The sequence below is a fragment of the Paenibacillus nitricinens genome (genome assembly GCF_052056485.1).
Lineage (GTDB): Bacteria > Bacillota > Bacilli > Paenibacillales > Paenibacillaceae > Paenibacillus_AQ > Paenibacillus_AQ nitricinens.
The window spans coordinates 2,113,536-2,128,034 of sequence record NZ_CP183948.1 but is presented as its reverse complement, the minus strand read 5'-3'; the positions used below and the strand labels follow the sequence as shown (position 1 = coordinate 2,128,034).

Genomic DNA, 14,499 nt, shown 5'->3' with positions numbered 1-14,499 from the left:
ACCGCGTTTTGGCTTGACTAAGTAAAAACTATGAATCAGGCAAAGCACTGTCGAGTACTACTCGATTGTGCTTACTTTTACCAAGTTAGTGGAACCGGAACGTCCAAGTGGAATTCCTGCAGTAATCACAACTAGGTCGCCAGCTTGAACCAGACCGGAATCCTTACCACCTTGGATTGCTGTTTCAAGCAATTCATCTGTGGAAGTAGCTACTTTACCGAATACTGGCGTTACGCCCCAAACGAGGGACAATTGACGCATAGTTCTTTCTTGTGTTGTAACAGCAATGATTGGTGCTTTAGGACGGTATTTGGAAACAACGCGTGCAGTATGACCTGTAACAGTCGAAGAAAGAATAGCCTTAGCGTTCAAATCCAAAGCGGAAATAGCAACGGATTGGCTAATAGCTTCTGTAACTGTAGTTTCTTGTGCAGTTTGTTGTTTCGAGAAAATTTCATGATGATCCAAAGCGGACTCCGCTTTCTCAGCAATACGGGACATTGTAAGAACGGATTCTACTGGATATTTACCAGCAGCAGTTTCTCCGGAAAGCATGATTGCATCTGTTCCGTCGAAAATAGCGTTTGCTACGTCACTTGCTTCAGCACGAGTAGGACGTGGGTTACGTTGCATCGAATCCAGCATTTGTGTAGCTGTGATTACTGGTTTGCCAGCAACATTACATTTTTGAATCATCAATTTTTGAGCCAAAGGTACATCTTCAGCTGGAATTTCAACACCAAGGTCACCACGAGCAACCATCAGGCCATCGGAAGCTTCTAAAATTTCATCAAGGTTGTCAACACCTTGTTGGTTTTCGATTTTGGAAATGATTTGAATGTGAGAAGCGTTGTTTTTCGAAAGCAGCTCACGAATTTCCTGAACGTCGCTAGCTTTGCGAACGAAGGAAGCGGCGATAAAATCGATGTCCTGTTCGATACCAAAAAGAATATCGTTGGTGTCTTTTTCCGTAATACCCGGCAAGGAGATGTTTACTCCTGGTACGTTAACGCCCTTCTTGCTCTTGATCGTACCACCGTTTACAATACGGGTCTTGATTTCAGTTCCTTGAATGTCGACAACTGTCAAACCAATCAGACCGTCATCAATAAGGATGGTGGAGCCTACTTGAACATCATTAGGAAGCTCGCTGTACGTGATGGAAATACGTTCTTGGGTGCCAAGGATTTCTTCCGTAGTTAGTGTCAGGTACTCGTCCTGAACTAGTTCAATCGGTTCTACTTCCAACTTGCCTGTGCGAATCTCCGGTCCTTTTGTATCGAGCAGGATAGCTACAGTTTTGTTCAGTTCCTTAGATGCTTGACGGATCGTTTTAATCCGAGCTCCATGCTCTTCAAAATCGCCGTGGGAGAAATTCAAACGGGCCACATTCATTCCAGCCAAAATCAATTTTTTGATATTCTCCAACGATTCACTCGCAGGTCCGATCGTACATACAATTTTACTTTTCCGCATTAGGTTTTCCTCCGTTTTTTCGTTCTCTCTGTCTCACTTTTTCCAACTACAAAATCTACTACAAGGCTAACTAATTAAATAGGAACTTTGTCACATGTGCCTTTAACTACGCCCTTATGAATATTACTGCAACTTAGACACAAAATCAATGTTGTAGGCTCTTTTAGAGTAATTTGAGCTCGAATTATCTGTATGCACAAAAAAAATTAAAATAATCCCGAAATTACGTCGAGATTATTTTAATTCCAATAAAATCTATAATTTACACGAAATTGAATATGGTCCGCTAAGTATGGTTATATGTCTTAAAGTGCAAATGGAAACACTCTTTTTACACTTCAGTTTCCACTTCTTCTTCAAGGAAAATCTGCTCCTGCTGGACTTCAGCAAACTCACCTATTTTACGGAATTTACGATAACGATCTTCTTTCAATTCCGCTCTATCCAGAGGAATTAGCTCCTGCAAGTGACGCCATAACGCATCCTTAATCGCAGCTGCCGTAGCTTCGTAATCACGATGAGCGCCGCCTTTTGGCTCAGGAACAATCTCTTCAATGACTTCCATTTCAAGCAGATCAGATGCCGTTATCTTCATGGCCTCCGCAGCTTGATCAGCCTTCGAAGCATCCTTCCATAGAATCGATGCCGCACCGTTAGGGGATATCACCGAATAAATGGCATGCTCCAGCATAAGCACTCTATTACCAACTGCCAGTGCTAGTGCGCCACCACTTCCGCCTTCACCAATAACCACACAGATTACAGGGACACCAAACTGAGACATCTCGCGTAAATTACGGGCAATTGCTTCAGATTGTCCTCTTTCCTCAGCTGTATTGCCTGGATATGCACCTTTCGTATCCACGAAGGTTATAATGGGACGATTGAACTTGTCCGCTTGCTGCATCAAACGCAGTGATTTACGGAAGCCCTCAGGGTGTGCACTGCCGAAAAAGCGTAAAATATTCTCTTTCGTATCCTTACCGCGCTGCTGGCCAATGACCGTAACCGGGACGCCGTTAAGCTTGGCGATACCGCCTACAATAGCAAGATCATCCCCAAACATTCGATCCCCGTGAAGCTCAATAAAATCTGTGAAGATCTGCCCCATAAGATCAAGAGAAGTCGGACGTCCCTGATGTCTGGCTAGATGCATTTTTTGGGAAGGGGAGATATTAGAATAAACTTCCTCCTCAAGAACACGGTACCGTTCTTCCAGTCTTGCTACCTCATCCGTAAAATCAATACTCTTCTCTTCGCCGAACTGCTTTAGCTCGGCAATTTTCTTGCGCATTTCAACCAGAGGCATTTCAAAAGGCAACTCTCCTGCCAACCTAAAATCCCCCTTTCACATCATGCAATTCCAAAATTTTGGTCAGTGTGGCGCGCATTTCTTTACGATGCACAACCATATCAATCAAGCCATGCTGCAGATTAAATTCAGCCGTCTGGAAATCATCCGGAAGCTTCTGGCGAATCGTCTGTTCAATGACTATACGTCCTGCGAAACCGAATACCGCCCCAGGCTCAGCAATAATAATATCGCCAAGACTGGCAAAACTCGCAGAGACTCCGCCAGTTGTCGGATCCGTAATTATAGAAATATAAAGGCCGCCCACTTCGTTGAAACGAGCAAGCGCTGCACTTGTCTTCGCCATTTGCATAAGACTTAGAATACTCTCCTGCATTCTTGCTCCACCAGAAGTAGAGAAAATAAGGAGTGGAAGCTGCTTCTCCGTGGCTTCTTCAATCGCCCGGGTAATCTTCTCACCGACTACAGATCCCATACTGCCGGAGAAAAATTCGAAATTCATCACAGCTACAATCACTGGATGTCCGCCAATAGATCCCTGCCCCGTAATCACGGCATCAGTTTGTCCCGATTTCAGTTGCTGTTGCTCCAGTTTAGAGGCATAACCCGGGAATTTCAGCGGATCTATAGAATACATTTCACTATCAAACTCGATAAAGCCCTCTGGGTCTAACGTCATAGCAATACGCTCAACGGCGTTCAAGCGCAAATGATGACCACAAGTAGGACATACTTTAAGATTCTTTTCCAATTCCTTGCTATACTGGATCGTTCCGCATTTATTACATTTACTCATTAATCCTTCTGGAATTTCCCGTTTGGGGCGTTCGCCTTCTGCAGGCACGCCGCTTCGCTCCAGACGTTCTGAAGGAATAGTCGCGTACTTCCGTTTCTTCTGAAATAAATCTTTGAACACACCCGCACCTCTTCAGCCGTTTATTTGCGTTATGCAGCTTGCCGCTGTCATGACTTTTCTCTTGATAGAAATTCAGGGATGCAGAATAAGATTAAGGACTTCCTGTACTTCCTCCAGTTCACCCGAAGGAACCAATATCTCAAACTGCTGCTTGGACATATTGATTGGACGGCATTTTACTAAAAAACCTTCTTCAGTCAGCTTACTCTTAATCATATCCGCCACTTTGGCGGTCGGCGCGATATATATTACCGTCCACATGCCTTGCAAGGCCTCCCCAATCTTAATTCCCAGCCGTATCCCGTATAATGGAATTATGATAACACAGTTTTCTTTTTTCCCGCAACAGGCGTAGGGCAAAGGAAGCAAGACTGAGGAACTCGTTCAATCGAAATGAATCGGGTCATTTATTCCGTGTCCGTGACTAGAGGATATACTTTTGCCCCTTCCTGCCGATGAGCGATTCTAGCAGAAGCAGCTGCAGCGATTCCCGCTACTAAGTCATCCAGGAACACGTGAATCCTCCCCTTATCATCGTTCAATTCACCAATGATTCCAAGCTTTATTTTGTCCAAGTACCCAAATCCTGTAAGTCCGATCATCCCATATACCCCTGTGATGCCAAGGGCTAGAGTCTCGTCCGCTCCATAAAGTGATTCATCCGCTTCCATTACTGCCTGAAGCGGCTGCGGAAGCAGTCTCTTCTCGGCCAGTTCATCAAGTGCGATCCCCGTCATTAACGTGTACTGCACTTCTCTTTTTCCCAATACAGATTTTACACTGGAAAGGCATTCTTCCTTGGATAAACCGGGGTAATAGACCGATTGTAAAATATATACGATTTCAGCAATGGAAGAAAGTGATACGCCTCTACGTTCCAACAGATCAACTGCCATTTGATAGGACATGATGTGATTCCCCTTTCCGCCCAGGGATTCGCCCTGTGGTTTCCTAATGTATGCGGAAAAGGGTGGAATTGTTCTTATTTTATTCTTACAGTACCTGTCCCGAGCATAGACTCGATAGCTGCGATTAGCTCTTCTGAAGGCTTAATCCGATAGTTATCGCTAAGGGCCAGGAGCTTCTGATCCCGTTCGTAGAACAGAATCGTCGCGACTGGGCCTGGATGATTCTGCAGCAGCTCCTTCAGATGCGACAGCTGCGCAGCATTCTCGGCGGCCGGCGTGATCTTGATAAAGACACGCTGGCCTGAGCCCGGCGCTGGCGCAGCGGCCGGTGCAGGTGTTGCAGGCGCAGCTGCGCCGCCTGCAGGTCTGCCAGCGGGGCCAGTAGCAGCCCCGCCGGCCCGCGAAGCAGGAGCTGCGCCGCGTGGCGGTGCTCCTGCTGAGGCCGAGCGTCCCGCGCTATACGAGCGGGATGCGGCGGTACTACGGCGCTGCAGCAGGGCGCGGAGAGTCTCCGCGGATAGCAGCGCCACTTCCTCGGCCAGCAGCTTGAAGCCTTCGTCCTCCTGCTGCACCTTGGCGCGCAAGGCCAGCAGCGCGCCCTTGGCAATCAAGCTGCGGCTTCGCTTCCACACCTCGGGGAAGAGCACGACTTCGCAGCGCTCGATCTGATCTTCCCATTCGATGAAAGCCATCGATTTTCCTTGCTTCGTCGTAATTTCCTTAACGGAAACAACCATGCCGGCCGTAACCGTCTGACTCTCATCTGCGGCTTCACCAAGATCCATTAGCCGCTGTATACCCGGCTCCTCCAGCAGCTCAGCGCTATCATCGAGAGGATGACCTGATAGATACAGCCCCAGCAGCTCACGTTCCATCTCCAGCTGCTGTCCTACAGTGAACTTAGGGATATCCGGATACCGAATTTCCCAGTTCGGCGTCTCCACCAAATCGTCGAACAGCTGAATTTGCAGCTCATCTCGCTCTTTGCGCCATTTCAGTGCAGCGTCAACGGTCTCGTCCAACATAGCCAGCAGCTGGGCTCTATGACCCGGCAGACAGTCAAAAGCTCCTGCCTGCAGCAAAGACTCCACTACCCGCTTGTTGCAGACCCGCAGATCCACACGTCGACAGAAATCGAGCAGGCTGTCGAACGGCCGCTCCTTGCGGACCGACATAATATTCTCCACTGCTAGCGTGCCGACGTTCTTAATCGCTGCGAGCCCAAAGCGGATATGTCCTGTTCCCGTTTCCTCTCCTGGAACAGGGGTAAACAGTACGCCGCTCTCGTTCACATCCGGCGGCAACACGCCGATGCCCGTGCGGCGGCAATCCAATACATATTCTGCCACCTTACGGTGAGTACCCATCACAGCGGTCAGCATAGATGCCATAAACTGCACCGGATAATGCGCCTTAAGATAAGCCGTCTGAAAAGCCAGCACGCCATATGCCGCCGCATGCGCTCGGGGGAAGCCGTAATCGGCAAACCTTACGATCATATCATAGACGGCATTGGCATCCGTTTCGTTATAGCCTTGCTGCAAGCTCCCCTGTACAAAATGGCTGCGTTCCTTATCCAGCGTCTCGCGCTTCTTCTTAGAGACTGCTCGGCGGAGCAAATCCGCTTCCCCAAGGGAGAATCCAGCCATAAGCGAAGCAATCTGCATGATCTGTTCCTGATACACAATAATTCCATAGGTATCCGCTAATATAGATTTCAAATCAGGATGCGGATACTCTACTTCGATCTGACCGTGCTTACCTGCTATAAATTTCGGGATAAACTCCATCGGACCCGGACGATATAGCGCTAGAACGGATACGATATCTTCAAAGCCATTTGGCTTCAAATCCTTAAGCACACGTCTTACACCCGCCGACTCCAACTGAAAGACCCCAGTCGTCTCACCAGCACCTAGCATTTCATACGTGAGCGGATCATGATCTGGTATGATTTTAAAATCTGGAACACTGCCACTCATTTCTTTAATCGAATTCATACAGCGCTCAATAATAGACAAGGTGCGCAGTCCCAGAAAATCCATTTTCAGCAGCCCAACACTCTCCAAATGCTCCATAGAGTATTGAGTTAACGCTGTACTTTCATTGCCCTCTTGAAGGGGCACAGCATCAGTTAGAGGTCCTTTGGAAATAACAACCCCGGCAGCATGTGTCGAAGCATGACGAGGCATACCTTCCACTTTCATTGCCATATCCAGCAAGCCTTTGATCTTAGGATTACTGTCATACAGCGCTTTAAGGTCTGGAGTAGTCTCCAGTGCTCTTGCAAGGCTGATTCCTAGTTGTCCTGGGATGAGCTTCGCAGCTTTGTCTACCTCGTTATAAGGTAAATTCAGCACCCTGCCCACATCACGAACCGCAGCCCGTGCAGCCATGGTTCCGAACGTAATGATCTGCGCCACATGTTCTTTGCCGTATTTCTCCACCACATAAGCGATAACCTCATCACGACGCTCATCACTAAAATCGATATCAATATCCGGCATCGTGATCCGCTCTGGATTTAAGAAACGTTCAAAGAGCAAGTTATACTTAAGCGGATCTACATCCGTGATTCGTAGGGAGTAAGCGGTAAGACTCCCCGCCGAAGAACCCCGGCCCGGCCCAGTAGCAATCCCCTGGCGATGACAATAAGCGATAAAATCCCACACAATTAGAAAATAATCGCTAAAACCCATACTCTCGATAACGCCAAGCTCATAGGCAAGACGCTTTTCAGCGGTCTCCCTTTGTTCAGGCGATGCCCAAAGCGGTGTGTCTATATACCGTTCTTCAAGCCCTTTAAAGCACAACTCCCGCAAATAAGCAGCGGAGTCCTTACCTTCTGGAATAGGTGAATAGGCAGGCAGAATATGCTGGCCAAAGGTAAGCTCCAAATTACATTTTTCTGCGATTACCAGCGTATTGCTGATAGCTTCAGGCACATGCGGAAACAATGCCGCCATTTGATCACTACTTTTTAGAAACAGCTGATCTGTTCCGATCTTGAGCCGTTCCTCATCATCCACCGTTTTACCTGTTCCAATACAGATCAGAACATCCTGTACCTCAGCATCTTCCTTGGCTAAATAATGAACGTCATTCGTAGCTACAAGTGGGATCTCACAGGCCTTGGCAAGTGCGATCAGCTTCGGATTCACTCGCTTTTGCTCGGAAATTCCGTGATCTTGAAGCTCCAGGTAGAAGTCTTCGCCAAAAATCTCCTTATATCGCAGCGCAGCCTTTCGCGCCTCGTCATCTCTTCCATGCAACAGATGCTGCGGTACTTCGCCGCCTAGACATGCACTGAGGCATATGATCCCCTCCGAATGAGCGGCCAGAACCTCCATATCAATACGAGGTTTATAATGATGACCTTCCAGATGGCCGATAGAAATCAGCTTCATCAGGTTCTTGTAGCCGGTTTCATTCTTGACGAGCAGAATCAGGTGATAAATCGGTTGATCTTTACGACTGCCTCGCTCACGGCGAGAGCCCGCGGTTAAATAAGCTTCACAGCCGATAATCGGCTTGATTCCATTCTCTTTACACGCTTTATAAAAGGGGATCGCCCCATACATCACTCCATGATCCGTAAGCGCCAGCGACTTCATGCCGTATTCGCCGGCCCGGCGCACGAGATCGGTAATGCGCGCCGCCCCGTCCAGTAAACTGTATTCGCTGTGCACATGCAAATGCACGAAAGGGCTCATTATCCCACTTCCTTTCTACTACAAAAATCAAACATAAATAGTTGTTCAAAAAGTCCGCTTTTGATCACGAAGTAACCCAAGAAGCTTACTCGACATCGAATATTGAATTCAGGCGAAACTTCCGGTGCTCACGTAGCTTCCACTACGCTCCGCTCCTCATTTTCTACCTTCTTTCAATCTTCTCGGTGCTGAAAACCGTACTTTTTGAACTCGCACTATAAGATGAAACTATTTTATCATATTAAAGGGGGACCCGCCCATAGAATGGATTAAGAGCACATGGACAGGCAACATTGATAGATGCCTCGTCCGGGAAGGGGCCTTTATGAGCATTTTTATGAGCAAAGCGATCCTCGATTTCTTTATCGCCTTCGGCATCGTCCTTGGCGGAGCTATGGTCGGCGGAATCGGCGCTGTAGTATCCCTGCAACCACCGACGCAAACGATGCTAGATGTAGCAGACCGGATTAAAATATGGGCACTTGCCGCCGCTGTAGGGGGTACTATGGACCCTTTACGGGTCATTGAAAGCAATATGATTGGAGGCAACCTCTCCCCCGCCATTAAGCAAATCATGTATATTGCCTTCGCTTTTCTCGGCGCTCATATGGGCAGCGAGCTAGTAAAATGGGTGTGCGGCAGGGGGTAACGCCAGTGAGAGTTCCACCATTCAGTCGTTTTCGTAAATTCACCCAAATTTCCGCTATATTCATGCTGGGGATCGTCGTAGGAGCCGTCATATACAATGCTATTTTCCACGTTGGGTATAATGTGTTGTGGCTGCAAAATCAAGACTTGCGCGTAGACATTGAGCAATATCAGGAAGATATTAAAACACTCAAAAAATACAATAATACCTCTACCGTAATCAGAGAAATCAAAATTCGATCAGAGGAAAGCAAAGCCCAAGCAGAAGGCTCACCCTCAGTTGATCCCGTAACTTTAAAATTAATACTTAGTGAAATACGATCTGATCTGGAGCCCATGCGTGGCCGCAGCATGTTCGATATTGACACAGACAGTAAACTGGTTAGGCTGCTGCTGGATGGCAAACTTTACATTGTGCGTGATAAGGAATACTCTGTCAAAATCCGGACGATGCTCGTCATGGAAGGCGTTCTGCAAATCTGGGTGGAAATCAATCCTTTTAAGCGCAACTAACAACAATCGTGTGATACAATAATGGACAGACAAAAGTGGAAATTACTTCAAGGCTTTTGCACGACATGATAAAGGAGCTGGCTGTCCATGGTTTTATTTATCAAGTACTTATTGTTCATCCTGCTGGTGATCTTTGTAATCGGAGCTGCTGTGTACAGCTTATCCTCTCGCCGTGCCTTAAATCCCCAAGATAAGGGGCTAAAACGCTCCGTCATGAATGTGATGCTGGGTGCTATGCTCATAACGCTCTCCCTGATTTCCATGTTTCTATTTCGCGGCTCCACCATTAATATCATTGTTGAAGCTGCCTTTCTTCTAATCGGTGTATTTAACATCTTCTCAGGAATACGCAGCTATAGTTACTACAGCCGTAGCCGTAGCCAGGAACAACACCAGTCGAAAGCCTAGACTAACCCTCTGATAGGATTACAAGAATAAAATAGACTGCCCTCACGATCATCGATGAGGGCAGTCTATTTAACATTTTATGACAAGGTATATCTCAGTCATATTAGCCGTGATCAATGGATTGCAGCATCAGGACAGCTTTCGCTACCAGAGTATCTGAATAGCTGATCTCTATTTCAAGCTTACATGTACGGCGACTAATCTCGAGCAGTCTCGGCATTACAATAATGGCGTGTTCAATCTGCACCGGCCGGATAAAATAGGTGGACATATTATCTAATACATAGTCATTTCCTGTAATATCCTTAGCGGCCTTAAACGCAGAGAGCGTCATTAGCGTAGACAATATACCTTCAGAAATGGTACCAAGGTCTGTGGCCATCTGAGGCGTAATAAAGCCATGGAAAAACAATCGGCCCTCTTCATCCCGCTCATCCGCAAAGCCGTTCCAGATGAGATGATCGAAGGTCTCCCCAAGCTGTGGAGTGTTACGGACATCCCGCAGACTTTGCAGCACCTCTTTACGGGTTAGGGAGCCCACCAATTTGCGGTTACGGTCTACAATGGGTAGGAAATCGACGCCTTCCCACATCATGATCTGCGCAGCTGAAGCTAGTGAGGTATGCAGTGCGGCGGTAACCGGACTCCGAACCATAGCCTTTTCAATACTTTGCCCTTCTGTAAGGTCCTCTACTTCACGTCGGCCGATAATACCAATCACTCGGTTCCATTCATCTGTAACGGGAAAACGTTGCTCTCCAGTTTCCTCTGAAATCTGTCGTAGCTCACCTACGGTGCTTGAAATTTTTAACGTAATCATACGCGGTTTGCTGTCGACAATATCTTCTACCAGCATAATTTTTTTCTTAATCAATCTATCAAAAATCGCACGGTTAATCATTGATGCCACGGTAAACGTGTCATGTCTTGATGAAATGATGGGGAGATCCAGTTCGTCGGCTAATGCCTTCACTTCACGGCTCGTCCCGAAGCCACCTGTAACCAGAACTCCGGCACCCTGCTCTAGCGCCAAGGAGTGAACATCATCGCGGTTACCTACAATGAGCAGACTGTCTGCGTCGATATAACGAATCATCGCGTCGACCTTCATCGCACCGATTACATATTTATGTAGATGTTTACTCAATCCGCTAGCCCCGCCGAGAACATGACCTTCCACAATATCAACCACATCACCAAATGTCAGCTGTTCAGAAATATTACGAGGCTTCTTTTCCACACGTACTGTACCAATCCGTTCCTTCGTAATGACAATCCCAAGATTCTCAGCTTCTTTAACGGCACGATAAGCCGTTCCCTCACTGACCAGCATTTCTTTTGCAAGCTTACGAACAGATATTTTGGAGCCTACCTTAAGACTTTCAATATGCTGCAGCAGTTGCTCGTGTTTAGTAATTGCATCGCCTTGACCTTCCAACTGTTACACCCCCGTACTCCGATCTGTACTATACTGTACTCATTATACACGGAGAGAATAGCACAGTACAACCGATTCATAAGCATCGAATTCGAATTTAATTGCCCGTTATTTAGCAACCTTTTCCTCTTTTTTATAGTCTGAGAGTTAAAGAAAGAGGAAAGGAGTATTATGGATATGAATAAGAACATGTTAATAATATTTACCATTATTTTACTTTTCATAGGACTGATCGGCTGTGGAAATACGAGAACTGAAGTAAAACAATCAAGCCAAATAGAGCTGGATGCACAAAAAATAGTTTCTATTAATTTAATAGAAAAAGACCAGCCGGTGACGACTATTTCTGAAACATCATCCTTGGAACGTTTCGTTCAAGCCATATCTACTGCAGAATATGATAAAGGACAATTAGATATCGCTCCAAGTGATTACAGAACAACCGTAAACATGAAGGTCGGCATAAGCTATGAGTTCTCTTTTTGGATCGTCGGAAGCAACAGTGGGTTACTCATTAAATCGGGACAAATGGGCCACTACCGTCTTTCAGATATCAGCAAAAAGGATTTGTTGGACTTATTCCAATCGACTGTTAAAGAAGTTAAAAATTCTCCAGCAGACACTACTAACCCACAGCCCCCTAACGTTCAAGTTACTGTTGGCGGTGAGCAATTCGATGCCATTCAAGGCTCTTATTGCTGGAATGACAATGGTAAAGGCGTCTGTGTAGATATGGCTTCTTACGATCAATTAGTTTCCAAGCAGAAGGTACATCCCAAAGCCATCAGCCGTGATCAGGTAGAACTCAAATTCTCATCTGCACCCAAGGAGATAGAGGTTGTAGCTTCATTTCCGGGTGAGGAACGTCCGGACGAAGCTCTTTCCGTAGAAAATAACAGTTTTCAGCTCACAGCAGGTAGCGGAAAACATCTGTATATAATCCAAGCAAGATGGCCTCAGGGGAGCGCCAGTTATGTATTTGAAGTGGAATGCTCTGTCAGTAAAGAGTAACCCGTTTGTTAGACAAACTGGGTAGTGGGTAGGCAAATAGAGAATAGTCCCTTAAGAAAAAAGGAAAAATATGTTATGATGGAGAGGTGAAAGGGGATGACTTTATGCAATTTCTTTTTATACTCGCGATTCTCGTTCCTGCGGTGTGGTACTACGCGGCTCTAGGTAAACGGATATCTGCAGAAGAAAAGAAAGCTGGAAAAGATCTCTCGGATGAGATCAATCCTTTTACAGGTGCAAGATAACTTTAATCCCCCTGCTTTGCGGGGCAATTTTAAAGCCCACCGGCTTAATCTAGTGGGCTTTTCTGTGAATCCAGGGGATTTATACCCCTCTTTTAGCTAATTCGGCGCTTTTCACGGCAAAATCAAATCTAGTTACTTCAGGACACTACCCCAATTCTATGATCTTTGTGTAACTCTAGTTTCTTCTTTCCATTTGGACTGCCATTGCTCCAATTTTGCTTTTCGCACAGCTTCCAAACGCTTGGTCTTCTCCTCATCAACACCGATAATAAAATGCAGATGTGCCGCAATGACCATAAAGGCGAAAAGTGACCAGACCACCCCAAAACCAAATACCCAGCTAGGCCCATTCGCAAGCGATAACTTCGGCAGAGCATACAAAAGCATGGCCAACGCCAGCAACAGATAGACACCATGTTTAAACTTGTTTCTTTTTCTCATAACTAACAGCTCCTCGTAGACAAGATATTCGATTGAATCTATATCTCTACTCTATGAACATGAAGCCCGTAATATGAGACAAGTCCATAAAAAATATACTTCTATTCAAAAAATTATATAAAATAGTACGCATTTATATGGCTAGCAAAGCTTATATATGAGATGATAATTTCATTTAGGGGGCGATTTGGAATTGAATGCAACTTATACTCATACCGAATACATAATTCGAAAAAAGGTATTTTCGATCATGGGTGCGAAGCTTCATATTTATGATAATGCTGAGCAGCTTGTACTCTATTCACAAATGAAAGCATTTAAGTTAAAAGAGGATATTGCACTGTACACAGATGAATCTATGCAAAAGGAGCTTCTGCGAATAAAAGCCCGTAATGTGGTCGATTTTAGCGCTACTTATGATGTGCATGATACGGAGACTGGCGAGCACATTGGTGCACTGCGCCGCAAGGGACTCAAATCGATTTTGAAAGATGAATGGCTGATTCTCGATCGCCATGATCAGGAAATCGGAAAAATCAAGGAAGATAGCACCGCGATGGCTTTACTCCGCCGCTTCATCTCTATTATCCCTCAAAAATATAATATCGAGATGAATGATACAACGATCCCTACTTTCAAACAAAATTTTAATCCATTTGTTACAAAAATCATCGCTGACTTCTCTGAAGATCCCAAAGGAATGCTTGATCGCCGCCTAGGTTTGGCTGCTGGTATTCTTCTCTGCGCAATCGAAGGAAAACAAGATTAGCGGGTTTGCTCATACTAGTCACAAGAATAAATAGGGTGTTCCCAAAGCCAACCGGCTTCGGGAGCACCCTATTTAGATTGCACCTTTAATACCTTTTAGGTGAATACCCGCTTACTAAAAGCGTTTATTCGCCATACAATTGCGACAAGCTCTCGGTAATGATCTTGTTTACATCCTCGATTACAACACTCAGGCGACGTTCTGCATCGAACAGACGGCGAATCCCAAGATTCATGTTAAGCACTTCGAATAATTTCTCCATCTTTTCCATTTCTTCCTGTGGAGGCATATCTCCGCTCATCATCCGTTGTTGAAGCTCCATTTGACCATTGCGGAAGTTGTCGAGCATCGCTTTGGCTTCAGAATCTGTTTCTACCAGTTTCATTGCGTTGGTTATATCCGCTACCTCAGTGCTTTCTTTAATGGCTTTCGCCAGTTCATGTGCTTTGTCGTGAATACTCATTATGATTCCTCCTAAAAGTTTTGTGAGCATATGCTTCCTGATTTCACTTCATACAAAACTCACTTCGGAAGCATGAGCTTAAGTTTTGTGAGCATATGCTTCCTGATTTCACTTCGTACAAAATTCACTTCGGAAGCATGAGCTTAAGTTTCAAAATATTGATTCATCCATGCTTGTTTCGCTTCTTGGGTCAGACTTATGAAATGATGCGGCAAGGTTTTTAAAGAGTAGGTCAATC

At 45.8% G+C, this 14,499-nt stretch carries 15 protein-coding genes; 6 read left to right on the top strand and 9 right to left on the bottom strand.

Translation table 11 applies throughout. The features are described 5' to 3' along the window. Positions 1-57 precede the first annotated feature (57 nt). The 6 genes from pyk to ACN6KS_RS09235 form a co-directional block, all read right to left on the bottom strand. On the bottom strand, positions 58-1,476 hold the full coding sequence (gene pyk, locus ACN6KS_RS09260; RefSeq protein WP_094874013.1) for a pyruvate kinase: 1,419 nt from the start codon (positions 1,474-1,476) through the stop codon (positions 58-60). A 331-nt stretch (positions 1,477-1,807) separates the two neighbouring features. Next, positions 1,808-2,809, bottom strand: coding sequence for an acetyl-CoA carboxylase carboxyltransferase subunit alpha (locus tag ACN6KS_RS09255; RefSeq protein ID WP_094874012.1), 1,002 nt, complete (start codon positions 2,807-2,809; stop codon positions 1,808-1,810). 1 nt (position 2,810) lies between these two features. Next, the gene (gene accD / locus ACN6KS_RS09250; protein WP_042186509.1) at positions 2,811-3,704 is read right to left on the bottom strand and encodes an acetyl-CoA carboxylase, carboxyltransferase subunit beta; all 894 of its coding nucleotides are present in this window, start codon (positions 3,702-3,704) and stop codon (positions 2,811-2,813) included. Between the two features lie 72 nt (positions 3,705-3,776). Then, on the bottom strand, positions 3,777-3,965 hold the full coding sequence (locus ACN6KS_RS09245) for a hypothetical protein (protein ID WP_042125966.1): 189 nt from the start codon (positions 3,963-3,965) through the stop codon (positions 3,777-3,779). 146 nt (positions 3,966-4,111) lie between these two features. Beyond that, a complete protein-coding gene (locus ACN6KS_RS09240) occupies positions 4,112-4,612 on the bottom strand; it encodes a phosphatidylglycerophosphatase A family protein (protein ID WP_042186505.1) in 501 nt (166 codons plus the stop codon). 74 nt (positions 4,613-4,686) lie between these two features. Continuing rightward, positions 4,687-8,325, bottom strand: coding sequence for a DNA polymerase III subunit alpha (locus tag ACN6KS_RS09235; RefSeq protein ID WP_440961850.1), 3,639 nt, complete (start codon positions 8,323-8,325; stop codon positions 4,687-4,689). A gap of 325 nt (positions 8,326-8,650) precedes the next feature. Here ACN6KS_RS09235 and ACN6KS_RS09230 point away from each other — a divergent pair, with 325 nt between their 5' ends. From ACN6KS_RS09230 to ACN6KS_RS09220, 3 genes are all read left to right on the top strand, one after another. Next, positions 8,651-8,974, top strand: coding sequence for a YtrH family sporulation protein (locus tag ACN6KS_RS09230; protein WP_042125960.1), 324 nt, complete (start codon positions 8,651-8,653; stop codon positions 8,972-8,974). A 5-nt stretch (positions 8,975-8,979) separates the two neighbouring features. Beyond that, the gene (locus tag ACN6KS_RS09225) at positions 8,980-9,486 is read left to right on the top strand and encodes a hypothetical protein (RefSeq protein ID WP_440961849.1); all 507 of its coding nucleotides are present in this window, start codon (positions 8,980-8,982) and stop codon (positions 9,484-9,486) included. Between the two features lie 87 nt (positions 9,487-9,573). Next, the gene (locus tag ACN6KS_RS09220; RefSeq protein WP_440961848.1) at positions 9,574-9,894 is read left to right on the top strand and encodes a YtpI family protein; all 321 of its coding nucleotides are present in this window, start codon (positions 9,574-9,576) and stop codon (positions 9,892-9,894) included. Positions 9,895-9,997: 103 nt separating this feature from the next. Here the strand turns inward: ACN6KS_RS09220 and ACN6KS_RS09215 are convergent, their stop codons facing one another. Beyond that, on the bottom strand, positions 9,998-11,332 hold the full coding sequence (locus ACN6KS_RS09215) for a DRTGG domain-containing protein (RefSeq protein ID WP_094874148.1): 1,335 nt from the start codon (positions 11,330-11,332) through the stop codon (positions 9,998-10,000). Between the two features lie 177 nt (positions 11,333-11,509). Here ACN6KS_RS09215 and ACN6KS_RS09210 point away from each other — a divergent pair, with 177 nt between their 5' ends. Both ACN6KS_RS09210 and ACN6KS_RS09205 read left to right on the top strand, forming a co-directional pair. Continuing rightward, complete coding sequence (locus ACN6KS_RS09210) at positions 11,510-12,343, top strand: hypothetical protein (protein ID WP_440961847.1); 834 nt, start codon at positions 11,510-11,512, stop codon at positions 12,341-12,343. 104 nt (positions 12,344-12,447) lie between these two features. Then, on the top strand, positions 12,448-12,588 hold the full coding sequence (locus ACN6KS_RS09205; RefSeq protein ID WP_179085720.1) for a hypothetical protein: 141 nt from the start codon (positions 12,448-12,450) through the stop codon (positions 12,586-12,588). A 156-nt stretch (positions 12,589-12,744) separates the two neighbouring features. Here ACN6KS_RS09205 and ACN6KS_RS09200 read toward each other — a convergent pair whose 3' ends face one another. Further along, complete coding sequence (locus tag ACN6KS_RS09200; protein ID WP_042186490.1) at positions 12,745-13,029, bottom strand: hypothetical protein; 285 nt, start codon at positions 13,027-13,029, stop codon at positions 12,745-12,747. A 193-nt stretch (positions 13,030-13,222) separates the two neighbouring features. On the opposite strand from ACN6KS_RS09200, the gene ACN6KS_RS09195 reads away from it, so the two are divergent. Then, positions 13,223-13,798, top strand: a complete 576-nt coding sequence (locus ACN6KS_RS09195) for a hypothetical protein (protein ID WP_094874145.1) — start codon at positions 13,223-13,225, stop codon at positions 13,796-13,798. A gap of 124 nt (positions 13,799-13,922) precedes the next feature. Here ACN6KS_RS09195 and ACN6KS_RS09190 read toward each other — a convergent pair whose 3' ends face one another. Continuing rightward, positions 13,923-14,261 carry a YlbF family regulator gene (locus ACN6KS_RS09190; protein ID WP_440961846.1) on the bottom strand — a complete coding sequence of 113 codons (339 nt, stop codon included), beginning with the start codon at positions 14,259-14,261 and terminating at the stop codon, positions 13,923-13,925. Between the last annotated feature and the right edge of the window lie 238 nt (positions 14,262-14,499).